Source organism: Geodermatophilus sp. TF02-6 (assembly GCF_003319115.1).
Taxonomy (GTDB): Bacteria; Actinomycetota; Actinomycetes; order Mycobacteriales; family Geodermatophilaceae; genus Geodermatophilus.
Genome location: NZ_QOHF01000002.1, coordinates 214,505 through 239,503 on the forward strand (window position 1 = coordinate 214,505; position 24,999 = coordinate 239,503).

Below are 24,999 nucleotides of genomic sequence, written 5' to 3' on the forward strand. Positions count from 1 at the left end.
GGTAGTGGTCACGCCGCACCGACCGTCCGACCCTCCCCGACGGCGAACTGGGTCTGGTACAGGTCCGCGTAGCGCCCCCCGAGCGCCAGCAACTGCGAGTGCGTGCCCGACTCCACGATGCGACCGTCGTCGACGACCAGGATCTGGTCGGCGCTGCGGATGGTCGACAGCCGGTGGGCGATCACCAGCGACGTCCGGCCGGTGAGCGCGGTGTCCAGCGCGTGCTGCACAGCGACCTCCGACTCGCTGTCCAGGTGGGCGGTCGCCTCGTCGAGGATCACGATCCCCGGCGCCTTGAGCAGCACCCGGGCGATCGCCAGCCGCTGCTTCTCCCCGCCGGAGAGCCGGTAGCCGCGGTCGCCGACGACGGTGTCCAGCGCGTCGGGCAGCGAGCGCACCAGCCCGGCGATCCGGGCGCCGCTCAGCGCCGCCCACAGCTGCTCCTCGCTCGCCTCGGGTCGGGCGTAGAGGAGGTTGGCCCGGATGGTGTCGTGGAACAGGTGCGCGTCCTGGCTGACCACGCCGATCGCGTCGCGCAGCGAGTCCAGCGTCGCGCGCCGGACGTCGAGCCCGCCCACCCGCACGGTGCCGCTGGTCGCGTCGTACAGCCGCGGCACCAGGTTGGCGATCGTCGACTTGCCCGCCCCCGAGTGGCCGACCAGCGCGACCAGCTGTCCGGGCTCGACGCGGAAGGAGACGTCGTGCAGCACCGCCGTCGGCCCGCCGTGCTCGGGCAGCGAGACCTCCTCCAGCGAGGGCAGCGAGACGTCGGCGGCCGACGGGTAGCTGAACGAGACGTGCTCGAACTCGATCGACCGGTCGGTCTCCGGCACCGGGACGGCGTCAGGCGCCTGGCGGATCATCGGCTGCAGGTCGAGCACCTCGAAGACGCGGTCGAAGCTGACCATCGCGCTCATGACGTCGACCCGGACGTTGGACAGCGCGGTCAGCGGCCCGTACAGCCGGGACAGCAGCAGCGCCAGCGCCACGACGTCGCCGGGGCTGAGCGAGCCGGTGAACGCCAGCCAGCCGCCGAGGCCGTAGACCAGCGCGGTCGCCAGCGCGGCCACCAGGGTGAGGGCGGTGAAGAAGGTGCGCCCGTACATCGCCGAGACGACGCCGATGTCGCGGACCCGGGCGGCCCGGCCGCGGAACCCCTCCGCCTCGACCGCGGGCCGGCCGAAGAGCTTGACCAGCAGCGCGCCGGCGACGTTGAACCGCTCGGTCATCGTGGCGTTCATCGAGGCGTTGAGCCCGTAGGACTCCCGGGTGATCTCCTGCAGCCGCCGGCCGATCCGCCGGGCGGGCAGCACGAACACCGGCACCAGCACCAGCGACAGCGCGGTGATCTGCCAGGACAGCGTGAACATCACGCCGGCGGTGAGCACCAGCCCGATGGCGTTGGACAGCACCCCCGACAGCGTCGAGGTGAACGCCTGCTGCGCGCCGATGACGTCGTTGTTGAGCCGGCTGACCAGCGCACCGGTCTGGGTGCGGGTGAAGAAGGCGACCGGCATGCGCTGGACGTGCTCGAACACCCGGCTGCGCAGGTCGTAGATCACGCCCTCGCCGATCCGGGCGGAGAACCAGCGGGTGGCCAGGGAGATGCCGGCGTCCACGACCGCCAGCGCGGCGATCAGCAGCGCGATGCGGACGATGTCGGCCGCCGTCCCCTCCAGGCTGGCGATCCGGTTGACGATCCGGCCGGCCAGCAGCGGGGTCAGCACGCCGATGACCGACGAGCCGATCACCAGCAGCAGGAAGAACACCAGGTCGCGGCGGTAGGGCCGGGCGATGCCCAGGATGCGGCGGACGGTGCCCTTGGGCAGCTCACGCGCGGTCACCGATGGGTCGCGGCGGAAGGAGCGCATCGCCGCCATGGAGGTCATGGGACTGCTCACGTCCACGTCACCTCCTCCCTCTCCGGTCCCACGGGGAGCGGACCCCCAGGCCAACACCGCGCCGGTGCGGCCTGTTCCGCGGGCGGTCTCCCGGCGCTCACCGACGTTCCAGCGGGCGGTCTCCCGGCGTCCGCCGCCGCGTCAGCGCCCGCCGGCGAGCTCGGCCAGCCGCCGGGTCTGCGCGGCCCGCTCGGCGGCGTCCTGCTCCTGCGGGTCGTTGCGGACGGCGGAGCGGACCAGCGCCGCGGTCTCCCGGCTGGCGCCCACCGGCGGCGCGGTGAGCGCCGCCGCGAGCTCGGCGACGGCCGCGTCGAGCCGGTCGGCCGGGACGACGGAGGTGGCCAGCCCGACCGCCCGGGCCTCGGCCGCGTCGACGGCGCGCCCGGTCAGGCAGATCTCCAGCGCCCGGGAGTAGCCGACCAGCTCGACCAGGGTGCTGGTGCCGGTGAGGTCGGGCACCAGCCCCAGGGTCGCCTCGGGCAGCCGCAGCGCGGCGTCCTCGGTGAGCACCCGCAGGTCGCAGGCGAGCGCCAGCTGCGCGCCGGCGCCGATGGCGTGTCCCTGGACCGCGGCGACCGACACGATCCCCGGCGAGCGCAGCCAGCGGAAGCCGGTCTGGTAGCGGCGGATGCGCTCCTGGGTCAGCTCCGGGGGCATCCTCGCCAGCTCACCGAGCCCGCCGGGGGTGTCGGGGTCGGTGCTGAACAGGCTGCGGTCCAGCCCGGCCGAGAACGACCGGCCGGCGCCGCGCACCACGACCACCCGCACCCCGTCGTCCAGCGACTCGCCGACGGCGGCCAGCGCGGCCCACGTGGCGGGGGTCTGCGCGTTGAGCCGGCCGGGCCGGTCGAGGGTGACGGTGAGGACGGCGCCGTCCCGCGCCGTCCGCACCCAGCCGTCGGGGTCTGCCCCGCTCAACTCTTCCTGCTGTTCCGGTTGGCTCCCCCGCGGCTGCGCAGGGTGGCACCGGACTCGGACAGGAGGCGGTGGACGAAGCCGTAGGAGCGGTTGGTCGACGTCGCCAGCGACCGGATGCTCTCGCCCCCGTCGTACCGCTTGCGCAGCTCGTCGGCGAGCGACGTGCGCTCGCCCCCGGTGATGCGCTTGCCCTTGCCGAGGTCCGCTGTGCTCGAGTCGGCCATGGCTGCCCTCCGTCCCCCACCGGCTGCGGACCGTCCGGCCCGCCGGTGCTCGTCCCCTCGACGCCGGGCCCGCTGACCCCGGCGTCCGCGACCCATGATCACCCAGGGACGCGGGCTCGGCCAGGCGAGACGGAAAAATGTTGGAGTCACTCCATCGACTGCGACCCGGAGCTGCCGGAGAACGGTCCGTGGCCGCGGTGTCGGGTCCCTGCGAGCGGGGGCCGGAGGCTCCCCCGAGCGGGGACGGGGGTCTGGGGCTCAGCGCGGACCGGGGACGGCACGTGGCCGCGGTGTCGGGTCCCTGCGAGCGGGGGCCGGAGGCTCCCCCGAGCGGGGACGGGGGTCTGGGGCTCAGCGCGAACCGGGGACGGTCCGTGGCCGCGGTGTCGGGTCCCTGCGAGCGGGGGGCCGGAGGCTCCCCCGAGCGGGGACGGGGCTCTGGGGCTCAGCGCAGGCCGGGGACGGTCCGTGGCCGCGGTGTCGTCCGGTAGGACGACGGTGACTACGCCAGCTCCACCAGGTCGGCGAGGTCCTCGCTCCAGGCGTCCTCGGTGCCGTCGGGCAGCAGGATCACCTTGTCCGGGTCCAACGCCCGCACCGCACCCTCGTCGTGGGTCACGAGCACGATGGCGCCGGTGTAGGTGCGCAGCGCCTCGAGCACCTGTTCGCGGCTGGCCGGGTCGAGGTTGTTGGTCGGCTCGTCGAGCAGCAGCACGTTGGCGCCGGAGACGACGAGGGTGGCCATCGCCAGCCGGGTCTTCTCGCCGCCGGAGAGGGTGCCGGCCCGTTGGTCGACGGTGTCGCCGGAGAAGAGGAACGCGCCGAGGACGCGCCGCAGCTCGGTGTCGGTGCTCTGCGGCGCCGCCGCGCGCAGCACCTCGAGCAGGGAGCGGTCGAGGTCGAGCGTCTCGTGCTCCTGGGCGTAGTAGCCGATCCGCAGGCCGTGCCCGGGCCGGACCTCGCCGGTGTCGGGGGCCTCCTCGCCGGCCAGGAGGCGCAGCAGCGTGGTCTTGCCGGCCCCGTTGAGGCCGAGGACGACGACCCGGCTGCCGCGGTCGACGGCGAGGTCGACGTCGGTGAAGACCTCCAGGGAGCCGTAGCTCTTGGACAGCCCCTGGGCGGTGAGCGGGGTCTTCCCGCACGGCGCGGGGGTCGGGAAGCGCAGCCGGGCCACCCGGTCCTGCACCCGTACGGCCTCCAGGCCGGCGGCCAGCCGCTGGGCGCGCTTGTCCATGCTCTGCGCGGCGCGGGCCTTGGTCGCCTTGGCCCGCATCCGGTCCGCCTGCGCGGTCAGCGCCTCGATCCTGCGCTCGGTGTTGGCCCGCTCCTGCCTGCGCCGGCGCTCGTCGGTCTCGCGCTGGGCGAGGTAGGGCTTCCAGCCGAGGTTGTAGACGTCGACGGTGGCCCGATTGGCGTCGAGGTGCCAGACCTTGTTGACGACGGCCTCGAGCAGCTCGACGTCGTGGCTGATGACGACCAGCCCGCCCCTGTGCGCGGCCAGGAACCCCTTGAGCCAGGTGATGGAGTCGGCGTCGAGGTGGTTGGTCGGCTCGTCGAGCAGCAGCGTCTCGGCGTCGGAGAACAGGATGCGGGCGAGCTCCACGCGGCGCCGCTGTCCGCCGGAGAGGGTGCGCAGCGGCTGGGCGAGCACCCGGTCGGGCAGGCCGAGGGCGGTGCAGATGCGGGCGGCCTCGCTCTCGGCGGCGTACCCGCCGAGGGCGGCGAACTGGTCCTCCAGCCGGCCGTAGCGGCGCACCGCGCGGTCGCGCTCGGCGTCGTCGGCCGGTTCGGCCATGGCGATCTGCGCCTTGGTCAGCTGCGCGCGCAGGACGTCGAGGCCGCGGCCGGAGAGGACGCGGTCGCTGGCGGTGGTGTCGAGGTCGCCGCTGCGGGGGTCCTGCGGCAGGTAGCCGATCTCCCCGGTGACCGCGACCTCGCCGGCGTGCGGGAGGCGCTCACCGGCGAGGGTGGTGAGCGTCGTGGTCTTGCCGGCGCCGTTGCGGCCCACCAGGCCGATGCGGTCGCCGGGCTGCACGCGCAGGGTGGCGTCGCTGATGAGGACGCGGGCGCCGGCGCGCAGCTCGAGGCCGGTCGTCGTGATCACTGATCCCAGGGTAGGCGCTCCCCCGGTGCGCTCCGACCGCGTTTCGGGTGACGTCGGCGGCACCGGCGTCCACAGGGCGGGTGAACCGGCCGCCACGCGGCGCGCCGGCACGCCACCATCCCCGGCATGACCTCGACGAACGGGCCGTCCTGGAGCCCGCCGTGCCCGGTGTGCGGCCGGCCGGCTGCCGGCCGGGGACCCGCGCCGTGTCCCTCCTGCGGGTTGCCGGCCGTCGCCGAGGCGGCCGCCGTCGTCGCCCGGATCGGCGCGGCCATCGACGGGCTGGCCCGCGACCGCGACCGGCTGCTGGCCGTCCTGCGGACGGCGGCGTCGCCGCCTCCCGCGGCCGCGCCTGCGCCACCGCGCCCGGCCCCCGCTGCGTCGGTCGCCGCACCCGTGGTCACCGTGGCGCCCCCGTCGCCGGCGCCGCCCTCGCCGCCCTCGGTCGACGAGCGGCACCCGGTGCCCCCGCCACCGCGCCGGGTCAGCCCTCAGCAGGTGCTGCTCGGGCTGGGCGCGCTGCTCGTGGTGGCCGCGGCGATCGCCTTCGTCGCCGTGGCCTGGACCCGCCTGGGCCTGGTGTTCCAGGCCGCGGTGATGGGCACCGTCACGGCGTCCGCCTGCGGCGTCTCGGCCTGGACGGCGCGGCGGGGCCTGCGGGCCACGGAGGAGGCGCTGGCCGCCGCGGGTGCCGCGCTGCTGGCCGTCGACCTCGGTGCGGCGCGCGCGCTCGGGCTGTGGGGGCTGGGCGACGTGCCACCGCGGCTGTGGACGGCGGTCTCCTGCGCCGTCGTCGCCGCCGTCGCCGCGGCGCTCGGCCGGCTGACCCGCAGCACCGTCACCTGGCCCCTCGTCGCCCTGCTGGCCGCTCAGCCGGTGCCGTTGCTGCTGCTGCCGTCAGCCGTCGAGCTGACCGGGGCCCCGGTCGCCGTAGCACTCGGTGTCGCGCTGCTCGACGTGCTGGTGCTGCTGCGGCTGCGGCCGGTGCTGGTGCCGGTCGCCCAGGTACTGGCGGCGCTGTGGGCGGCGGTCGCGGCGCTCGGCGGCGCCGGCGTCGCCTGGACCGGGACGGCGCTCGACGCCTGGGCGGTGACCGGCCTGCTCGCCGCGGCCGGCGCGGTCGTGCTGCTGCTGCGGCAGGAGCCACGGCTGGCCGCGCGCCTGCCGCACGCCGAGCCGGTGGCGGGGACGGGTGCCGGCGTCGCGGCCGTGGCGCTGACCGGTGCGCTGGCCCACGGCGGCCCGGCCGGCTGGGTCGCCGCGGCGGGACTGGGCCTTCTCCTGCTGACCGCAGCGGTCCCGGCGGTGCGACGGCGCGCGGCGCTGGCCGGGCTGCTCACCGGCGGTGGGGTGCTCACCGGAGGCGGGAGCGGGCTGCTGTACCTGGACGACCGGCTCGGCGCGCTGGCCCTCGTCGTCCTCGCGGGCACGGTGCCGGCGGTGCTGGCCGCCGTCCGGCTGCCCGCCCTGCGGCCGGAGGCGGTGGTCGCCGCCCTGCTGCTCCCGGTCGGGGCGGTCCTGCTCGCCCTGGAGGGCGGGGTGCTGGGCACGGCCGCCGCGGGGCTGCTCGTGGTCCTGGTGGCCGTCGCGGGGTTCGCCCTGGCCGCTGTCCGGACCGGCGCCGCGGAAGAGCCGGCGGCTGCCGGGGCGGCCGCGGTCGCCGCACTCGTCGCTGCGCTCGTCGGCGCGGAGGTCGGCGCATGGGGGCAGGCGGCGCTGCAGCTCGGCCTCGCCGGTGCCGCGGCCGGGGGCTACGCGCTCGTCGCGCACCGGCGGCGGGTGGCGGTGCTGGCCGTCACCGACCTGGTGGTCGCCTGCTGGATCGCCGCGGGCGGCGCCTCGGTGCAGACGCCCGAGGCGTACACGCTGCCGGCCGCGGCTGGCCTGCTGCTGGTCGCCCTGCCGCAGCTGCGGGCCGGCGCCCGGTCGTGGGCGGCGGAGGGGCCGGCCGTGGCGACCGCCCTGGTCCCCTCGGCGCTGGTCGCGGTCGCCGAGCCGTCGGTGGTGCGGCTGGTGCTCGTCGTGGTCGCGGCCGCGGCGCTGACCGTCGTCGGCACGCTGACCCACTGTCAGGCGCCGTTCGTCGTCGGCGCCGCGTCGCTGGTCCTCGTCGTCACGGGCCGGCTGACGCCGTACGCCCCGCTGCTGCCGCGCTGGCTCACGCTCGCCGTCGTCGGGGTGGTCCTGCTGGTGCTCGGCGCCACCTACGAGCGGCGGCGGCAGCAAGCCCGCGAGGCGGTGGCCTGGGTGGCGCAGATGCGCTGACACCGCACTTCGCGATCACGGAGTTCGGGGAGCGGCACGCGGCCGATTCGCGGCGTGTCGCTCCCCGGACTTCATGATCGCGGAGGCGGAGTGGCCCTCCGCAGGGCCCCACGCTGGGCCTGCGGAGCAGAGAGGTCTTTCAGACGCGGAAGCCGAGGGCGCGCAGCTGCTCGCGGCCGTCGTCGGTGATCTTGTCCGGGCCCCACGGCGGCATCCACACCCAGTTGATCCGGAGATCGTCGACCAGGCCGGGACCGGGACCGCCGGTGAGCGCGGCGCGGGCCTGGTCCTCGATGACGTCGGTCAGCGGGCAGGCCGCCGAGGTCAGCGTCATGTCGATGACCGCGACCTGGGCGTCGCTGTCGTCGACGACGTCGATGCCGTAGACCAGGCCGAGGTCGACGACGTTGACGCCGAGCTCGGGGTCGACGACGTCGCGCATGGCCTCCTCGACGTCCTCGACCAGCGCCGACTTGTACGGCGGCAGCTCCGCCGGCGCAGCATCGGACGTCGTGTTCTCGGTGGTCTCACTCACTGGTGCCCTCCCGTCGGGGTGGTGGGGTCGGTGACCGACAGGGCCCGCGCGGAGGCGTCCTTGAGGGCCATCCAGCTCATCAGCGCGCACTTGATGCGCGCGGGGTACTTCGACACCCCGGCGAACGCGACGGCGTCCTCGAGCTCGTCCTCGAGCTTCTCGGCCACCGACGGGTCGCCCCTGCTCTGCATCAGGGTCATGAAGTGCTCGCCGGTCTCCAGCGCCTCGGGCACCGTCCGCCCGACGACCAGGTCGCGCATCGCCGACACCGACGCCTGGCTGATCGAGCAGCCCATCCCCTCGTAGGAGACGTCGGCGAGCCGGTCGCCGTCCAGGTGCACCCGCAGGGTCACCTCGTCACCGCACGTGGGGTTGACGTGGTGCACCTCGGCCTCGAACGGGTCGCGCAGACCGCGGCCGTGCGGGTTGCGGTAGTGGTCCAGGATGATCTCCTGGTACATCGACTCGAGCTGCACGGTTCAGCCCACCCCCTCCGAGGAGGGGACAACGCCGAAGAACTCCTGGGCCTTCCGGACGGCGTCGGCGAGCGCGTCGACGTCGTCGTACCCGGTGTGCACGTAGAAGGTCGCCCGGGTCGTCGCGGGGACGCCGTAGCGGCGCACCACCGGCCAGGCGCAGTGGTGGCCCACCCGCACCTCGACGCCGAGGTCGTCGAGCACCTGCCCGACGTCGTGCGGGTGGATGCCCTCGACGGTGAAGGAGACCGCGCCGCCGCGGGCCACGGTGTCCGGCGGGCCGATCACCGTGACGCCGGGGATCTCGGCCAGCTTCGCCAGCGCGTAGCCGGTCAGCGCCTCCTCGTGCGCCTGCACCTTCTCCATGCCCAGCCGCTGCAGGTACTCCACGGCCGCGGCCAGCCCGATCACCTGCGCGGTCATCGGGACGCCGGCCTCGAACCGCTGCGGCGGTGGCATGAAGGTGCTGCCCTCCATGCGCACGACCTCGATCATCGAGCCGCCGGTGAGGAACGGCGGCAGCGCGTCGAGCACCTCGTAGCGGCCCCACAGCACGCCGACGCCGGTGGGCCCGAGCATCTTGTGCCCGGAGAAGACGAGGAAGTCCGCGTCGAGCGCGGTGACGTCGACCGGCTGGTGCGGCACCGACTGGGCGCCGTCCACCAGCACCAGCGCGCCGACCTCGTGCGCCCGGGCCACGATCTGGTCCAGCGGGTTGATCGTGCCGAGGATGTTCGACTGCTGGGTGACCGCGACCAGCTTCGTCCGCTCGTTGACCACGGTGGACAGGTCGGAGAGGTCCAGCCGGCCGTCGTCGGTCAGCCCGAGCCAGCGCAGGGTGGCGCCGGTGCGCTCGCACAGCTGCTGCCAGGGCACCAGGTTGGCGTGGTGCTCCATCTCGGTGACCACGATCTCGTCGCCCTGGCCGACGGCGTACCGGCGGAAGGCCGGCTCCTTGGCCGTGGCCGCGTTGGACAGCGCGTAGGCGACCAGGTTGATCGCCTCGGTGCTGTTGCGGGTGAAGACGACCTCCGCAGGCTGAGCGCCGATGAACGCGGCGATCGTGGCCCGGGCCGCCTCGTAGCGGGCGGTGGCCTCCTCGGCCAGCTGGTGAGCGCCCCGGTGCGGAGCGGCGTTGCAGGTCTCGTAGAAGTCCCGCTCGGCGTCCAGGACGCTGCGGGGCTTCTGCGAGGTGGCCCCGGAGTCGAGGTAGACCAGCCGCTTTCCGTCCCGCACGGTGCGGGACAGGATCGGGAAGTCCGCCCGGATCGCCTCGACGTCCAGGGGCAGCGGGGTGCGCGCCCCGACAGCGGGACGCGAGACGGTCTGAGTCATGCCTTCGCGGTCTCCTTCGAGCCCTTGACGTACGCGGCGTAGCCCTCGGTCTCCAGCTTCTCCGCGAGCTCTGGGCCGCCCTCGTCGGCGATCCGGCCGTTCACGAACACGTGCACGAAGTCGGGCGTGATGTAGCGCAGGATCCGCGTGTAGTGGGTGATCAGCAGGACGCCGACGTCCCCCTCCTCGCGGGTGCGGTTGACGCCCTCGGAGACGACCCGCAGCGCGTCGACGTCGAGGCCGGAGTCGGTCTCGTCGAGGACGGCGATCTTCGGCTTGAGCAGCCGCATCTGCAGGATCTCGTGGCGCTTCTTCTCACCGCCGGAGAAGCCCTCGTTGACGTTGCGCTCGGCGAACGCCTGGTCCATCTCCAGGGCCGACATCTCGGTCTTGACGTCCTTGACCCAGGTACGCAGCTTCGGCGCCTCACCCTCGACGGCGGTGGCGGCGGTGCGCAGGAAGTTCGACACCGAGACGCCGGGGACCTCGACCGGGTACTGCATGGCGAGGAACAGGCCGGCGCGGGCCCGCTCGTCGACGCTCATCGCGAGGACGTCCTCGCCGTCGAGGGTCACCGTGCCGCCGGTGATCGTGTACTTGGGGTGGCCGGCGATCGAGTAGGCGAGGGTCGACTTGCCCGACCCGTTCGGCCCCATGATCGCGTGGGTCTCACCCGAGCGGACGGTCAGGTCGACGCCGCGGAGGATCTCCTTGGCGTCATCTCCCTCACCGACGCTGGCGTGCAGGTCGCGGATCTCCAGCACGGACACTCTTCTTCTCGCTCCTTCACTCACTCACTCACTCACTCACTCACCGGCCGCGAGCGGGAGGCTGCCGTCGGCTTCGGTGTCGACGTACACGTCCTCCCCGTCCACGCGGACCGGGTAGACGTCGACCGGCTCGGTGGCCGGCAGGTTGGTGGGCTCGCCGGTGCGCAGGTCGAAGCACGACCCGTGCAGCCAGCACTCGATGGTCGGGGCGCCGCCGAACTCCTCGACCTCGCCTTCGGACAGCGGCACCTCGGCGTGCGAGCAGAGGTCCTCGATGGCGTAGACCTCGCCCTCGAACCGGACGACGGCGATGTCGACGTCGTCCAGCTCCACCCGCAGCGCCCCGGGCTCCTCGATGTCGGACAGCGCGCAGACCCGCTGAAAAGGCATCGGTCAGGCCACCTCGACCGGCTGCTCGTCGGTGTTGACGGGGAGGTCGGGCAGCGCGCCCAGGCGGGTCTCGATGGATGCCATCAGGCGGTCGACCAGCTCGGGCAGGCCGATGCGCGAGACGACGTCGGCGAAGAAGCCGCGGACGACCAGGCGGCGCGCGGTCTCGGCGTCGATGCCCCGCGAGCAGAGGTAGAACAGCTGCTCGTCGTCGAACCGGCCGGTGGCGCTGGCGTGGCCGGCGCCGACGATCTCGCCGGTCTCGATCTCCAGGTTGGGCACCGAGTCGGCGCGGGCGCCGTCGGTGAGCACCAGGTTGCGGTTGAGCTCGTAGGTGTCGGTGCCGGTGGCCGCGGGCCGGATTCGCACGTCGCCGACCCACACCGTGCGCGCGCCCTCGCCCTGCAGCGCGCCCTTGTAGAGCACGTTGCTGGTGCAGTTGGGCTCCGCGTGGTCGACCCACAGCCGGTGCTCCTGGTGCTGGGTCTCGTCGGAGAAGTAGACGCCGAGCAGCTCCGCCGTCCCCCCGGGGCCGGCGTACTGCACGTTGCTGACCAGCCGGACCACGTCGCCGCCGAGGGTCACCACGACCTGCGTGAACGTGGCGTCGCGGCCGACGACGGCGTCGAACTGGCCGCCGTGGACCGCCCCCGGCGCCCAGTCCTGGACCGACACGAGGCTCACCTGTGCGCCGTCGCCGACGAGGACGGCGACGCCCCCGGCGTAGCGGGCCAGCCCGGTGTGGTCGAGGACGACGGTCGCCTGCGCGAACGCGCCCACCTCGACGACCAGCTGGCCCCACACGACGTCGTCCGAGCCGGTGCCCGACAGCCGCAGGGTGACCGGGCGGTCCAGCTGGGCCTCGGCGGGCACCCGGACGACGACGGCGCCGCCGCTGCGCTGCCGGGCGAGCGCGGCCAGGAAGTCGGCCGGCTCGGGCAGGCCCTTGATCAGCGGGTCGTCGGCCTCGACACGGGTCAGCTCGACGCCCTCGGGCAGGTCGGCGTCCCGGTCCAGGTGCTCCTCCGACGGTCCACCCTGCAGCAGCGGGCGGATCCGGCGCATCGGGGTGAAGCGCCAGTCCTCCTCGCGGCCGGTGGGGACGCCGAACGCGTCGGGGTCGGTCGAGGTGAACCGCTCGGCCGGGGAGCCGGTGGGCGCTGCACCTGAGGTCGCGGCACCTGCCGCCGCACCTGAGGTCGCTGCACCTGATGGCACGGCACCGCCGTGCGAGTGCGCCCCCGGAGCGGCCTGGCCGGCGGTGCCGGTGCCCGCGGCCGGGGTGGTCGGCGGGCCGGCCTGGGTGCCGACCCCCTCGGCGAACAGCTCGCCGGCGAGGGTGGCCGACTCCGTGGTCAGGCCGGTGGTGTTGGACTTCTCGGACGGCATCAGCCGACGGCACCTTCCATCTGCAGCTCGATCAGGCGGTTGAGCTCGAGGGCGTACTCCATGGGCAGCTCCCGGGCGATCGGCTCGACGAACCCGCGCACCACCATCGCCATCGCCTCGTCCTCGGACAGGCCGCGGCTCATCAGGTAGAACAGCTGGTCCTCGCTGACCCGGGAGACGGTCGCCTCGTGACCCATGGCGACGTCGTCCTCGCGGACGTCGACGTAGGGGTAGGTGTCCGACCGGCTGATGGTGTCGACCAGCAGCGCGTCGCACTTCACCGTCGACTTCGAGCCGTGCGCGCCCTCGTCGATCTGCACCAGGCCGCGGTAGGAGGTGCGGCCGCCGCCGCGGGCCACCGACTTGGACACGATGGTCGAGGAGGTGTGCGGCGCGGCGTGCACCATCTTCGCGCCGGCGTCCTGGTGCTGGCCCTCACCGGCGAAGGCGATGGAGAGCACCTCGCCCTTGGCGTGCTCGCCGGTCATCCACACCGCCGGGTACTTCATGGTGACCTTGGAGCCGAGGTTGCCGTCGATCCACTCCATGGTCGCGCCCTCGTGGGCGATCGCCCGCTTGGTGACCAGGTTGTAGACGTTGTTCGACCAGTTCTGGATGGTCGTGTACCGGCAGCGGGCGTTCTTCTTGACGATGATCTCCACGACCGCGGAGTGCAGCGAGTCCGACTTGTAGATCGGCGCGGTGCAGCCCTCGACGTAGTGCACGTAGGCGCCCTCGTCGACGATGATCAGCGTCCGCTCGAACTGGCCCATGTTCTCGGTGTTGATCCGGAAGTAGGCCTGCAGCGGGATCTCCACGTGCACGCCCTTGGGCACGTAGATGAACGAGCCGCCCGACCACACCGCGGTGTTGAGCGCGGCGAACTTGTTGTCACCAGAGGGGATCACCGAGCCGAAGTACTCGCGGAACAGGTCGGGGTGCTCCTTCAAACCCGTGTCGGTGTCGAGGAAGACGACGCCCTGCTCCTCGAGGTCCTCGCGGATCTTGTGGTAGACGACCTCGGACTCGTACTGGGCGGCCACGCCGGCGATCAGCCGCTGCTTCTCCGCCTCGGGGATGCCCAGCTTGTCGTAGGTGCTCTTGATGTCCGCCGGCAGCTCGTCCCAGGAGGTGGCCTGCTTCTCCGTGGAGCGGACGAAGTACTTGATGTTGCCGAAGTCGATGCCGGACAGGTCCGAGCCCCAGTCGGGCATGGGCTTGCGCTCGAAGAGCTTGAGCGCCTTGAGCCGCCGCTCGAGCATCCACTCGGGCTCGTCCTTGCGGCGGGAGATGTTCCGGACGACGTCCTCGTCCACGCCGCGGCGGGCCGACGCCCCGGCGACGTCGGCGTCAGCCCAGCCGTACTGGTAGCGGCCGAGCTGCTCGATCTGCTCGTCCTGCGTCAGCGGAGTGCTGGTCACCGGCTGCTGGGTGCTGGTCATGCGTCCTCTCCCGGTCGTTCAGGGCGGGTTGGGTGGGTCGAGTGGTGCTGGTGGTGGACGACGCGGTGCGCGTCCCGGTCTGCAGCCGGTGCGCTGCTCGCTCACCTGGTACAGGTCGTGCGGGGACCGTTCTGTTCCCCGCACCGGTGTGAGAGAGGACCCCGTCCAGAGGCTCGCCCCGAACTCGCGAGGGGTGAGGGGGACGGGGTGCTTTCCGGGGCCGACGGACGGGGCCGGGGATGTGGGTGGTGCAGATGCCGTCGCCGTGGGCGATCGTGGCCAGCCGCTGGACGTGCGTGCCCACCAACCGGCCGATCACCGCCGTCTCGGCCTCGCACAGCTGCGGGAACTCCGCCGCCACGTGCGCCACCGGGCAGTGGTGCTGGCACAGCTGCCCGCCGCTGGAGATCGCCGAGGCCGAGGCAGCGTAGCCCTCGGCGGTCAGCGCCCCGGCGAGGGCCTGGGCCCGGTCGACCGGGGCGTCCGGCGCCGCCTCGACCGCGGTCGAGCAGCGCCGTTCCAGCGCCGAGAGCTGCTGCTCGGCCACCGCCCGGACCGCCTCGGGGCCGCACTGCGCGGCGACGAAGCGCAGCGCGGTGAGCGCCAGGTCGTCGTAGGCGTGCGGGAACGCCGAGCGGCCGGCGTCGGTCAGGTGGTACAGCCGCGCGGGCCGGCCCCGCCCGCGCCGGGTCGCGCCGCCCCCCGGCCCACCCGCCCGCTCCTCGACCCGGCCGGTGCCCACCAGGGCGTCGAGGTGCCGGCGGACGGCGGTCGGGGAGACACCCAACCGCCCGGCGAGCTCGGTCGCGGTCTGCGGGCCGTGCTCGAGCAGCAGAGCGCTGACGCGGTGCCGGGTGCGCCCGTCGTCGGCGGTCGCCGAGAGCCGGGGCGGAGCCCCGTCCCCCTGCACCGAGCTGCTTTCCACAACACGAGTGTTGCCTAAATCGGCGCGCTCGCAAGCAAGGGTCTCCTAACCCCGGACCGCCGGGGCGGTCCCGTCCCGGGCCGGACCCGTCCAGAGGCTCGCCGCGGCCCGTCCCGGGCACCGCCCCGAGCGGAGTGAAGGAGGACGGGGACGTTCCTCAGCCGGCCGTCGCGGCGGCCTCCGCGGGCTGGTCGACGACGAAGTCCAGCGCGCCGTCGCGCACGTCGACGGTCACCCGCTGGTGCGGGGTGAGTCGGCCGTCGAGCAGCAGCTGGGCCAGCCGGTTGTCGACCTCCCGCTGGATGGCCCGGCGCAGCGGCCGGGCGCCGAACTGCGGCTCGAAGCCGTGCTCGGCGATCCAGGCGACCGCGTCGTCGGTGAAGGCGACCTCGATGTCCTGGGCGGCCAGCCGGCGGCGGGTCTCGTCGAGCAGCAGCCGGGTGATCTGCTGCAGCTGCTGGTCCTCCAGCTGGGTGAATACCACGATCTCGTCGATCCGGTTGAGGAACTCCGGCCGGAAGGACTCCCGCAGCCGCCGCATCAACCGGTCGCGCAGCCCCGCATCGGCCGCCGCGCTGTCGCCGTTGCCGAAGCCCAGCGGGGCGTTGCGGCCCTGGATGAGCTCCGAGCCCAGGTTGCTGGTCATGATCAGCACGGTGTTCTTGAAGTCCACCGTGCGGCCCTGCGCATCGGTGAGCCGGCCGTCGTCGAGCACCTGCAGCAGGGTGTTGAAGACGTCGGGGTGCGCCTTCTCGATCTCGTCGAGCAGGACCACCGAGTAGGGCCGCCGGCGGACGGCCTCGGTGAGCTGCCCGGCGTCCTCGTAGCCGACGTACCCGGGCGGGGAGCCGACCAGCCGGCTGACCGTGTGCCGCTCCTGGAACTCGCTCATGTCCAGCCGGATCATCCGGTCCTCGTCGCCGAACAGCGCCTCGGCCAGCGCCCGGGCCAGCTCGGTCTTGCCGACGCCGGTCGGGCCGAGGAACAGGAAGCTGCCGATCGGCCGGTCCGGGTCGCCCAGCCCGACGCGCGAGCGGCGCACCGCCTCGGCCACCACGCGCACCGCCTCGTCCTGGCCCACGACCCGCTGGTGCAAGTGCTCCTCGAGCTGCAGCAGCCGCTGCATCTCCTCCTGGGTGAGCTGGTTCACCGGGATGCCGGTGGACCGGGAGACCACCTCGGCGATGTCCTCGACGCCGACCTCCGGCACACCCGACCCACCCCCGGACCGCCCGCCGCCGGAACGCGCCTCCTCCAGCCGGCGCTGGGCCTCGGCGAGCTGGTCGCGCAGCTCGGAGGCGCGCTCGTACTGCTCGGCGGCGACCGCCTGGTCCTTCTCCCGCTGCAGCCGCTCGACCTCCTGCTCCAGGCCGCGCAGGTCGGTGGGCGGCGTCTTCACCCGCCGGCGCACCCGCGCCCCGGCCTGGTCGATGAGGTCGATCGCCTTGTCGGGGAGGTGCCGGTCGGTGATGTAGCGGTCCGACAGCTCCACCGCGGCCCGGATCGCGTCGTCGGTGAACCGCACCTCGTGGTGGGCCTCGTAGCGGTCGCGCAGCCCGCACAGGATCTGCACGGTGTCCTCGACGCTGGGCTCGGCGACCAGGATCGGCTGGAACCGGCGCTCCAGGGCGGCGTCCTTCTCGATGTTGCGGCGGTACTCGTCGAGCGTGGTGGCGCCGATGATGTGCAGCTCACCGCGGGCCAGCGCCGGCTTGAGCATGTTGCCCGCGCCGCCGGAGCCCTCCGAGGCCCCGGCGCCGACGACGGTGTGCAGCTCGTCGATGAAGACGATCACCTCGTCGCTGTGCTCGCGGATCTCGTCGATGATCTTCTTGATCCGCTCCTCGAAGTCGCCGCGGTAGCGGGTGCCGGCCACCAGGCCGGTGAGGTCGAGCTCGACCAGCCGCCGTCCGCGCAGCGTCTCGGGGACGTCGCCCTCGACGATCTGCGCGGCGATGCCCTCGACGATCGCGGTCTTGCCGACGCCGGCCTCGCCGATGAGCACCGGGTTGTTCTTCCGCCGCCGGGACAGCACCTCGACGGTCTGCTCGATCTCGGACTCCCGACCGATCACCGGGTCGATCTGGCCGTTGCGGGCCATCTCGGTGAGGTCACGGCCGTACTCGTCGAGCGTCGGCGTGCTGGAGGGGGGCTGTCCGGGGCCGCCGGGACGTCCGCCGCCGGGCTGCCCAGCGCCCGCGGCGGCCTGCTGCAGCGCCTCCGGGGTGACGCCGCGCTCGCGCAGCACCCGGCCACCCGGAGAGTCGGGGTTGACGGCCAGGGCGAACAGCAGGTGCTCCGGGCCGATGTAGGTCGAGCCGAGGGCGCGGGAGATGCGGTGGGCGTCGAGCAGGGCCCGCTTGGCGGCCGGGGTGAGCGACGGCGGCTCCTCGCGCGGCTCGCCCCGCTGCAGCTGCCCGTCGAGCTGGGACCGCAGCTGGTCGGGGTCGGCGCCGGCGCGGGCGAGGAGGTGGCGGGTCGGCTCCTCGTCGGTCATCGCCCGCAGCAGGTGCTCGGTGTCGAGGTCGGCGCTGCCGGTGGCGACCGCCTGCCGCGCCGCCGCGTTGACCAGCTCCCGCGCCTGCTGGCTGAGGAACTGGGTGATGTCGACGCGCTGTCGCTGTGGCTGCTGCCCTCCGCCCAGGTAGCGGGCGAAGAAGTCGTCGAAGGGACTTCCGTAGGGGCCGGGGAAGAAACCGCTGGTCATGACATCCGTCCGGATCGGGGGTGTGCACGGTCGCCGGTCACCTACCCGTGCCGACGGGGGATCACCGTCCGGAGGCCGGAGATCGGTCGGACGACCACCTAGCATCGGGGCGTGCCGGTCTCCCCTGCCGTCGTCTCGCGGATCGCCCTGGCCAACGCCGTCGCCAACGGCGCCATCGTCGTCACGGGCGGGGCCGTGCGGCTGACCGGTTCGGGGCTCGGCTGCCCCACGTGGCCACGGTGCACCGACGAGAGCTTCGTCGCCACCCCGGAGCTGGCCGGCCACGGCGCCGTCGAGTTCGGCAACCGGCTGCTCACCTTCGTCCTCACCGCGGTCGCGATCGCCACCGTCGTGGCGGTGTTCCGCTCGGTGCGCCGCGACCTGCGCGCCTTCGCCGTCCTCTCCTTCCTCGGCATCCCCGCCCAGGCGCTGCTCGGCGGCGTCACGGTGCTCACCGGCCTGAACCCGTGGACGGTGGCGGCGCACTTCCTGCTGTCCACGGTGCTGGTGGCGGTCGCCACGGTGCTCTGGCTGCGCTCGCGGGAGCCCGGGGTGGGTCGGCCGCTGCTGCGCCGCCCCCTCGCCCTGCTGGTGTCCGGCATCGGCGTGGTCACCGGCGCGGTCCTCGTGCTCGGCACGCTGGTGACCGGCAGCGGTCCGCACAGCGGGGACGTCGACGAGGCCGGCGTGCCCACCGGCGACCGCACGGGGTTCGACGTCGAGGCCGTCAGCCAGCTGCACGCCGACGCGGTCTTCCTCCTGCTGGGGCTGACCGTCGCGCTGCTGGTGACCCTGTACGCGACCGACGCCCCCGACCGGGTGAGGCGGGCCGCGCGGGACCTGCTGGTCGTGCAGCTGGCGCAGGGCGTCGTCGGCTACGTGCAGTACTTCACCGGGCTACCGGTCGCGCTCGTGCTGCTGCACGTGCTCGGCGCGGTGCTGATCACCGCGTTCACGGCCCGGCTGGTCTGGTCGGTCCGCGGCCCTGCCATGACATTGTCGTCCTACCGGACGACACCGCGGCCTGCCGTCCCCCTGTCGCACTGAGCCCCACCGGCGGTTCGTCGGTCGAAGGACCCCCTCCTGGCTCCCCTCGGGGAGGCCCTGGAGGGGGTCGGGGCCCCGCTCCTCACGGCCCCACCACGTGTCGTACCTGGTCACACCGGGCCGCCAGATAGCAGGGAAGGCGCCCGTCTGCCGAGGCGTCGCCGAATCAGACCAGGACGTCGACGATGATCGCGACCGACAGCAGCGCCATGTACGAGATCGAGATGTGGAACAGCTGCATCGGCCGGGGATCGGCACCGGAGCGGATGCGGCCGAGCAGCCGGTGGGCCTCGATGCCGAACCACAGGCCCAGCCCCGCCGCGGCGGCGGTGTAGAGCCAGCCGATGCCGAAGGCGCCGGCCACCGGCCACAGCAGCAGTGAGACGGCGACGGTCAGCCAGGTCCACACGACGGTCTGCCGGCCGACCGACAGGGGAGTCGCCACCACCGGCAGCATCGGGACCTCGGCGCGGGCGTAGTCGGCCCGGAAGCGCATGGCCAGCGCCCAGAAGTGCGGCAGCTGCCAGCAGAAGACGACGCCGAAGAAGACCACCGCGGGCCAGGCCAGCGACCCGGTGACCGCGGCCCAGCCGATGAGCACCGGCGCCGCCCCGGGCACCCCGCCGAACAGGGTGCTGTGCCGGGTGTGCCGCTTGAGCACCATGGTGTACAGCACCGCGTAGTACGCGATGGCCCCGGCGGCCAGCAGCGCCGCCAGCGGGGTGGTCGCCGCGTACAGCAGCGCGATCGACAGGACGGTCAGCACCACGCCGAAGACCAGCGCCGCGCGGGGGCCGACCTCGCCGGTGGGCAGCGGCCGCCGCTCGGTGCGGTGCATGAGCCGGTCGATGTCGCGGTCGTACCAGCAGTTGAAGACGTTGGCCGCGGCGGCGGCGAGGGTGCCGCCGGCCATCGTGGCCAGCAGCAGCCGCCAGGCCGGCCAGCCGCCGGCGGCCAGCATCATCGCCGGCAGCGTCGTCACCAGGAGCAGCTCGATGATCCGCGGCTTGGTCAGCGCGACGTAGGCGCGCACCACGGCGGAGAGGCGACGGGCCTGCAGGGCCGGTCGCTCGGACAACGCCGTCACCTGTCCACCTCGGGTGCCGCCGGGCCCGGCGGCGCGACACGCGGGTAGGGCGCCACCGGACACCTGGACAGCACGGGGTCCCTTCCGGCCGGGGACAGGAGAACGGGACAACTGTAGCCCTGGTCCACCCCCGGGAACTGCCGGCATGACTAGGGTCTGGTCACGTTGGTGCTGGGCACCGAGCGGGTAGGGCCGATGTCGATGACGACGGTGCGTCCGGGTCCGGCGTGTCGGGCTCCGGGACACCAGGCCGTCCGGGACACCAGGCCGGTCGCTGGGGTCACGCACCGCCGTCCGCCCGGGTCCGCACGGTCACCGCATCCCGGGTGGTCCCGCACCGGCCGACCCGAGGGAGCGCGACAGAGATGGGAACCCAGAGCACCGAGTCCGAGGCCCCGGCCGAAGCCGCGACCGACGCCCCCACCGGCGACCCGCGCCAGCCGCACCCGACCCTCCCCGACGGCTTCGGGGACGTCGACCGCCGGGTGATCGACACCGTGCGGGTGCTGGCCATGGACGCCGTCCAGAAGGTGGGCAACGGCCACCCGGGGACGGCGATGAGCATGGCCCCGACCGCCTACCTGCTGTTCCACAAGTGGCTGCGGCACGACCCCGCCGACCCGAACTGGGTGGCCCGCGACCGGTTCGTCCTCTCCATGGGGCACTCGAGCCTGACCCTCTACATCCAGCTCTACCTCTCCGGCTACGGCCTGGAGCTCGAAGACCTGGAGGGCTTGCGCACCTGGGGCTCGAAGACCCCGGGCCACCCCGAGGTCAACCACACGCCGGGCGTGGAGACGACGACCGGCCCGCTGGGTCAGGGCGTCGGCAACGCCGTCGGGATGGCGATGGCCGCCCGCCGCGAACACGGCCTGCTCGACCCCGACGCCCCCGAGGGCCAGAGCCTGTTCGACCACACCATCTGGTGCTTCGCCTCCGACGGCGACATGGAGGAGGGCGTGAGCGGCGAGGCCTCCTCCCTGGCCGGCACCCAGCAGCTGGGCAACCTGATCCTGGTCTACGACGACAACCGGATCTCCATCGAGGACGACACGAACGTCGCCTTCACCGAGGACGTCGGCAAGCGCTACGAGGCCTACGGCTGGCACGTCCAGCACGTGGACGACGGCGAGGACCTCGCCGCGGTCGACGCCGCGTTCGCCGCGGCCAAGGCCGAGACCTCCCGGCCCTCGATGATCGTGCTGCGGACGATCATCGCCTGGCCCGCGCCGAACAAGCAGAACACCGGCGCCGCCCACGGCTCGGCCCTCGGCGAGGACGAGGTGCGGGCCACCAAGGAGATCCTGGGCTTCGACCCCGACCAGCACTTCGCCGTGGACGACGAGGTGCTCGCGCACGCGCGCTCGGTCGTGGAGAAGGGCCGCGAGGAGCGCGCCGAGTGGGACGAGCGCTTCGCCGCGTGGGAGCAGGCGAACCCGGAGCGGGCCGCGCTGCTGGCCCGCATGCGGGAGCGCCGGCTGCCCGAGGGCTGGGCCGACGACCTGCCGAGCTGGGACGCCGATCCCAAGGGCGTGGCCACCCGCAAGGCCTCCGGCCAGGTGCTCGCCGCGCTCTACCCGAAGCTGCCCGAGCTGTGGGGCGGGTCGGCCGACCTGGCGGAGAGCAACAACACCGCCGTCGAGGGCGAGCCGTCGTTCCTGCCCCCGGACCGGCAGACCAAGATGTGGTCGGGCGGGCCGTACGGGCGCACCCTCCACTTCGGCGTCCGCGAGCACGCCATGGGCGCGATCATGAACGGCATCGCGCTGCACGGCGGCACCCGGGTCTACGGCGGCACCTTCCTCACCTTCTCCGACTACATGCGGGCCGCGGTGCGGCTGGCCGCGGAGATGCAGCTGCCGGTCACCTACGTGTGGACCCACGACTCGATCGGCCTCGGCGAGGACGGCCCCACCCACCAGCCGATCGAGCACTTCGCCGCCCTGCGCGCCATACCGGGGCTGGACTTCGTCCGCCCGGCCGACGCCAACGAGACCGCCATCGCGTGGCGGACGATCCTCGAGCACAACGACCGGCCGGCGGGTCTGGCGCTGTCCCGGCAGAACCTGCCGGTCTTCGACCGTTCGACGTCCAACTCGGCCGAGGGCGTGGCCCGCGGCGCCTACGTCCTGGCCGAGGCCTCGAACGGGACCCCCGAGGTGATCCTCCTGGGGACCGGCTCCGAGGTGCAGATCGCGGTGGCCGCCCGCGAGCGGCTGGAGGCCGAGGGCGTCCCCACCCGGGTCGTCTCCGTCCCCTGCGTCGAGTGGTTCGCCGACCAGGACCAGGCCTACAGGGAGGACGTGCTGCCGCCCTCCGTCCGGGCCCGGGTGAGCGTGGAGGCGGGCGTCCCCATGGGCTGGCGCGAGTTCGTCGGTGACGCGGGCCGGATCGTCGGCCTGACCCACTACGGGGCCAGCGCGGCCTACTCCGTGCTCTACGAGCAGTTCGGTCTGACCGACGAAGCGGTCGTCGCCGCCGCCCACGAGAGCATCGAGGCGGCGAGGTCCGGCGACGCCGTCCCGGCCGGCCCCGTGCCCTCCACCGGCGGTCTGACCCACCCCACCGGCGACCGGTAAGGACCCTCTCGCCCCCCGACCCTCGCAAGCTCGGGCCGGGTCCCTGCGACAGGGCCGTTCCAGACTCACCTAGGAAGGAACCTGACATGGCACAGAACGAGAAGCTGGCCGAGCTGTCGGAGGCCGGGGTGGCCGTCTGGTTGGACGACCTCTCCCGCGACATGATCCACGGCGGAAAGCTGCAGTCGCTGGTCGACGAGTACAGCGTCGTCGGGGTCACCAGCAACCCGACGATCTTCGCCGGGGCGATCAGCGGGTCGCAGTCCTACGACGACCAGCTGCACGCCCTCGCCGTCCGCCGGGTGTGCGTGGAGGAAGCGCTGCGGACCATCACCGCCGCCGACGTCCGGGATGCCTGCGACCTACTCGCGCCGGTGGCCGAGCGCCAGCCCGGCGACGGCCGGGTGTCGCTGGAGGTCGCGCCCGGCCTGGCCCACGACACCGACGCGACCGCCGCGGAGGCCGCGCACCTGTGGTGGCTGGTCGACCGGCCCAACCTGTACATCAAGATCCCGGCGACCCGGGAGGGGCTGCCGGCCATCACCACGTCCATCGCCAAGGGCGTCAGTGTCAACGTCACCCTCATCTTCAGCCTCGACCGCTACCGGGCGGTCATGGACGCGTACCTGACCGGGCTGGAGCAGCGGCTGGCCGAGGACCCGGACGCCGACCTCACCGGGATCGCCTCCGTCGCCTCGTTCTTCGTCTCACGGGTCGACACCGAGATCGACAAGCGGCTGGACGCCGCCGGCGCCGACCCGCAGCTCAAGGGCAAGGCGGCGGTGGCCAACGCCCGGCTGGCCTACCAGGCCTACGAGGAGGTGTTCTCCTCCGACCGCTGGAAGGCGCTGGAGGCCAAGGGCGCCCGACCGCAGCGGCCGCTGTGGGCCTCGACCGGGGTCAAGAACCCCGACTACCCCGACACCCTCTACGTCAGCGAGCTCATCGCCCCCGGCACGGTCAACACCATGCCGGAGAAGACCCTGATGGCCTACGCCGACCACGGCAGCCCCGGCACCCCGGTCCAGAAGGCCTACGACGAGGCCGCCTCGGTGATGCAGGCGATCGCCGACGCCGGCGTCGACCTCGACGACGTCTTCCGGGTGCTCGAGGACGAGGGTGTGCAGAAGTTCGTCGACTCCTGGGACGAGCTCACCGAGTCGGTGCGCACCCAGCTGGAGGACAAGGTGTGACCGTCGGGGTCGGTCCGCTCCTCGACGCGCTGAGCTGAGCCTGCTCCGGCAGGATCGGCGACTGCTCCAGCAGGATCGCGTCGAGGACGTCCCTGTTCCGTCCCCGCCGTCCGGTCCACCGCCGCGCCGGACGGCGGGGCCCCCTCCCCGACCTCGAGGACGGACCATGATCACCAACCCGCTGCGCGACCCGCGGGACCGGCGGCTGCCCCGGGTGCCCGAACCCTGCGCCCTCGTCGTCTTCGGCATCACCGGGGACCTGGCACGCAAGAAGCTGCTGCCGGCCGTCTACGACCTGGCCAACCGCGGCCTGCTGCCGACCAACTTCGCGCTGCTCGGCTTCGCCCGCCGCGACTGGGGTGACGAGGACTTCGCCGAGCTGGCCCGCGAGGCCGCGCACAAGGCCGCCCGCACCCCCTGGCGCGAGGAGGTGTGGGACCGGCTGGCCACCAGCGTGCGGTTCGTGCAGGGGTCGTTCGACGACGACAACGCCTTCGACCAGCTCGCCGCCACCCTCGACGAGCTGGAGGGCACCCACGGCATCGGCGGCAACGCCGCCTTCTACCTGTCCATCCCGCCGGCGATGTTCCCGGTGGTGCTCAAGCAGATGCAGCGCACCGGCATGGCCGACAGCACCCCCGAGCGCTGGCGCCGGGTGGTGGTGGAGAAGCCCTTCGGCCACGACCTGGAGTCCAGCCGGCAGCTCAACGCCCTGGTCGACTCGGTGTTCACCGCCGAGGACGTCTTCCGCATCGACCACTACCTGGGCAAGGAGACCGTCCAGAACCTGATGGCGCTGCGGTTCGCCAACACGCTGTTCGAGCCGATCTGGAACGGTCACTTCGTCGACTCGGTGCAGATCACCATGGCCGAGGACGTCGGCATCGGCGGCCGGGCGCAGTTCTACGAGCAGACCGGCGCCGCCCGCGACGTCCTGCAGAACCACCTGCTGCAGCTGCTGGCGCTCACCGCCATGGAGGAGCCGGTCGAGCTCTCGGCCGAGGAGATCCGCACCGAGAAGCTCAAGGTGCTGCGGGCCGTCTCGCTGCCCGAGGACCTCTCGACCTTCGCCGTCCGCGGCCAGTACGAGCAGGGCTGGCTGGCCGGTCAGCGGGCCACCGGCTACCGCCAGGAGGAAGGGGTCGACCCGCACTCGCGGACGGAGACCTACGCCGCCGTCCGGCTGGGCGTGGAGACCCGCCGCTGGGCCGGGGTGCCGTTCTACCTGCGCACCGGCAAGCGGCTGCCGCGGCGGGTCACCGAGATCGCGCTGGTGTTCAAGCGGGCGCCGCACCTGCCCTTCGCCGACACCGACACCGAGGAACTGGGCAACAACCAGCTGGTCGTGCGGGTGCAGCCGGACGAGGGGGTCACCCTCAAGTTCGGGTCGAAGGTCCCCGGCAGCGTCATGGAGGTCCGCGACGTGTCGATGGACTTCCTCTACGGCGAGCAGTTCACCGAGGCCAGCCCCGAGGCCTACGAGCGGCTGCTGCTCGACGTGCTCCTCGGCGACGCCACGCTGTTCCCCCGCAACGCCGAGGTGGAGGCGTCCTGGACGGTGATCGACCCGCTCGAGCAGTTCTGGGCCGGGACGACGCCGCAGCCCTACCGGGCCGGCGAGTGGGGGCCGCGGGCGGCCGACGAGATGCTCGCCGTCGAGGGACGCCGGTGGCGGCGCCCGTGACCCGTCTCGATCCCCTGCCCGCCCGACC

Annotated in this window: 19 protein-coding genes; 5 read left to right on the forward strand and 14 right to left on the reverse strand. The window is 73.4% G+C overall.

The window, feature by feature from the left end:
- Positions 1 to 8 precede the first annotated feature (8 nt).
- The 4 genes from DQ238_RS03080 to DQ238_RS03095 all read right to left on the reverse strand — a co-directional run bounded on the left by DQ238_RS03080 (position 9) and on the right by DQ238_RS03095 (position 5,147).
- On the reverse strand, positions 9 to 1,901 hold the full coding sequence (locus DQ238_RS03080) for an ABC transporter ATP-binding protein (RefSeq protein ID WP_233495667.1): 1,893 nt from the start codon (positions 1,899 to 1,901) through the stop codon (positions 9 to 11).
- A 141-nt stretch (positions 1,902 to 2,042) separates the two neighbouring features.
- Positions 2,043 to 2,819, reverse strand: coding sequence for an enoyl-CoA hydratase/isomerase family protein (locus tag DQ238_RS03085; RefSeq protein ID WP_113779826.1), 777 nt, complete (start codon positions 2,817 to 2,819; stop codon positions 2,043 to 2,045).
- Positions 2,816 to 3,043 carry a helix-turn-helix domain-containing protein gene (locus DQ238_RS03090; protein ID WP_113779827.1) on the reverse strand — a complete coding sequence of 76 codons (228 nt, stop codon included), beginning with the start codon at positions 3,041 to 3,043 and terminating at the stop codon, positions 2,816 to 2,818. Before DQ238_RS03090 ends, DQ238_RS03085 begins: the two co-directional genes overlap by 4 nt.
- 502 nt (positions 3,044 to 3,545) lie before the next feature.
- On the reverse strand, positions 3,546 to 5,147 hold the full coding sequence (locus tag DQ238_RS03095; protein WP_113779828.1) for an ABC-F family ATP-binding cassette domain-containing protein: 1,602 nt from the start codon (positions 5,145 to 5,147) through the stop codon (positions 3,546 to 3,548).
- Between the two features lie 126 nt (positions 5,148 to 5,273).
- Here DQ238_RS03095 and DQ238_RS03100 point away from each other — a divergent pair, with 126 nt between their 5' ends.
- Positions 5,274 to 7,412 carry a DUF2157 domain-containing protein gene (locus DQ238_RS03100; protein ID WP_113779829.1) on the forward strand — a complete coding sequence of 713 codons (2,139 nt, stop codon included), beginning with the start codon at positions 5,274 to 5,276 and terminating at the stop codon, positions 7,410 to 7,412.
- 139 nt (positions 7,413 to 7,551) lie between these two features.
- On the opposite strand, the gene DQ238_RS03105 is transcribed toward DQ238_RS03100, so the two are convergent.
- The 9 genes from DQ238_RS03105 to DQ238_RS03145 form a co-directional block, all read right to left on the reverse strand.
- Positions 7,552 to 7,899, reverse strand: coding sequence for a metal-sulfur cluster assembly factor (locus DQ238_RS03105; protein WP_255418008.1), 348 nt, complete (start codon positions 7,897 to 7,899; stop codon positions 7,552 to 7,554).
- A 44-nt stretch (positions 7,900 to 7,943) separates the two neighbouring features.
- Positions 7,944 to 8,423 carry a Fe-S cluster assembly sulfur transfer protein SufU gene (sufU, locus tag DQ238_RS03110; RefSeq protein WP_113779831.1) on the reverse strand — a complete coding sequence of 160 codons (480 nt, stop codon included), beginning with the start codon at positions 8,421 to 8,423 and terminating at the stop codon, positions 7,944 to 7,946.
- A gap of 3 nt (positions 8,424 to 8,426) precedes the next feature.
- The gene (locus DQ238_RS03115) at positions 8,427 to 9,758 is read right to left on the reverse strand and encodes a cysteine desulfurase (protein WP_113779832.1); all 1,332 of its coding nucleotides are present in this window, start codon (positions 9,756 to 9,758) and stop codon (positions 8,427 to 8,429) included.
- Positions 9,755 to 10,528, reverse strand: coding sequence for a Fe-S cluster assembly ATPase SufC (gene sufC / locus DQ238_RS03120; RefSeq protein ID WP_113779833.1), 774 nt, complete (start codon positions 10,526 to 10,528; stop codon positions 9,755 to 9,757). The genes DQ238_RS03115 and sufC overlap by 4 nt, the downstream gene beginning before the upstream one ends.
- Before the next feature lie 36 nt (positions 10,529 to 10,564).
- On the reverse strand, positions 10,565 to 10,918 hold the full coding sequence (locus tag DQ238_RS03125; protein ID WP_113779834.1) for a non-heme iron oxygenase ferredoxin subunit: 354 nt from the start codon (positions 10,916 to 10,918) through the stop codon (positions 10,565 to 10,567).
- 3 nt (positions 10,919 to 10,921) lie between these two features.
- Positions 10,922 to 12,307, reverse strand: a complete 1,386-nt coding sequence (gene sufD / locus DQ238_RS03130) for a Fe-S cluster assembly protein SufD (RefSeq protein WP_113779835.1) — start codon at positions 12,305 to 12,307, stop codon at positions 10,922 to 10,924.
- Complete coding sequence (sufB, locus tag DQ238_RS03135; protein ID WP_113779836.1) at positions 12,307 to 13,749, reverse strand: Fe-S cluster assembly protein SufB; 1,443 nt, start codon at positions 13,747 to 13,749, stop codon at positions 12,307 to 12,309. Before sufB ends, sufD begins: the two co-directional genes overlap by 1 nt.
- The gene (locus DQ238_RS03140) at positions 13,658 to 14,674 is read right to left on the reverse strand and encodes a metalloregulator ArsR/SmtB family transcription factor (protein WP_233495668.1); all 1,017 of its coding nucleotides are present in this window, start codon (positions 14,672 to 14,674) and stop codon (positions 13,658 to 13,660) included. The genes sufB and DQ238_RS03140 overlap by 92 nt, the downstream gene beginning before the upstream one ends.
- A 157-nt stretch (positions 14,675 to 14,831) precedes the next feature.
- Positions 14,832 to 17,381, reverse strand: coding sequence for an ATP-dependent Clp protease ATP-binding subunit (locus tag DQ238_RS03145; RefSeq protein ID WP_113779838.1), 2,550 nt, complete (start codon positions 17,379 to 17,381; stop codon positions 14,832 to 14,834).
- 111 nt (positions 17,382 to 17,492) lie between these two features.
- On the opposite strand from DQ238_RS03145, the gene DQ238_RS03150 reads away from it, so the two are divergent.
- Entirely contained in the window at positions 17,493 to 18,428 is a 936-nt protein-coding gene (locus DQ238_RS03150) for a heme A synthase (protein ID WP_113779839.1), read from the forward strand.
- A 166-nt stretch (positions 18,429 to 18,594) separates the two neighbouring features.
- Here DQ238_RS03150 and DQ238_RS03155 read toward each other — a convergent pair whose 3' ends face one another.
- Positions 18,595 to 19,515 (reverse strand): heme o synthase, encoded by a 921-nt coding sequence (locus DQ238_RS03155; protein WP_113779840.1) that lies wholly within the window; start codon positions 19,513 to 19,515, stop codon positions 18,595 to 18,597.
- 365 nt (positions 19,516 to 19,880) lie between these two features.
- Here DQ238_RS03155 and tkt point away from each other — a divergent pair, with 365 nt between their 5' ends.
- The 3 genes from tkt (at position 19,881) to zwf (ending at position 24,971) form a co-directional block, all read left to right on the forward strand.
- Positions 19,881 to 22,094: a transketolase gene (gene tkt, locus DQ238_RS03160; protein WP_113779841.1), complete on the forward strand. Its 2,214-nt coding sequence runs from the start codon at positions 19,881 to 19,883 to the stop codon at positions 22,092 to 22,094.
- 86 nt (positions 22,095 to 22,180) lie between these two features.
- Positions 22,181 to 23,287 carry a transaldolase gene (tal, locus tag DQ238_RS03165; RefSeq protein WP_113779842.1) on the forward strand — a complete coding sequence of 369 codons (1,107 nt, stop codon included), beginning with the start codon at positions 22,181 to 22,183 and terminating at the stop codon, positions 23,285 to 23,287.
- Between the two features lie 166 nt (positions 23,288 to 23,453).
- The gene (zwf, locus tag DQ238_RS03170) at positions 23,454 to 24,971 is read left to right on the forward strand and encodes a glucose-6-phosphate dehydrogenase (protein ID WP_113779843.1); all 1,518 of its coding nucleotides are present in this window, start codon (positions 23,454 to 23,456) and stop codon (positions 24,969 to 24,971) included.
- The last annotated feature ends 28 nt before the right edge of the window (positions 24,972 to 24,999 follow it).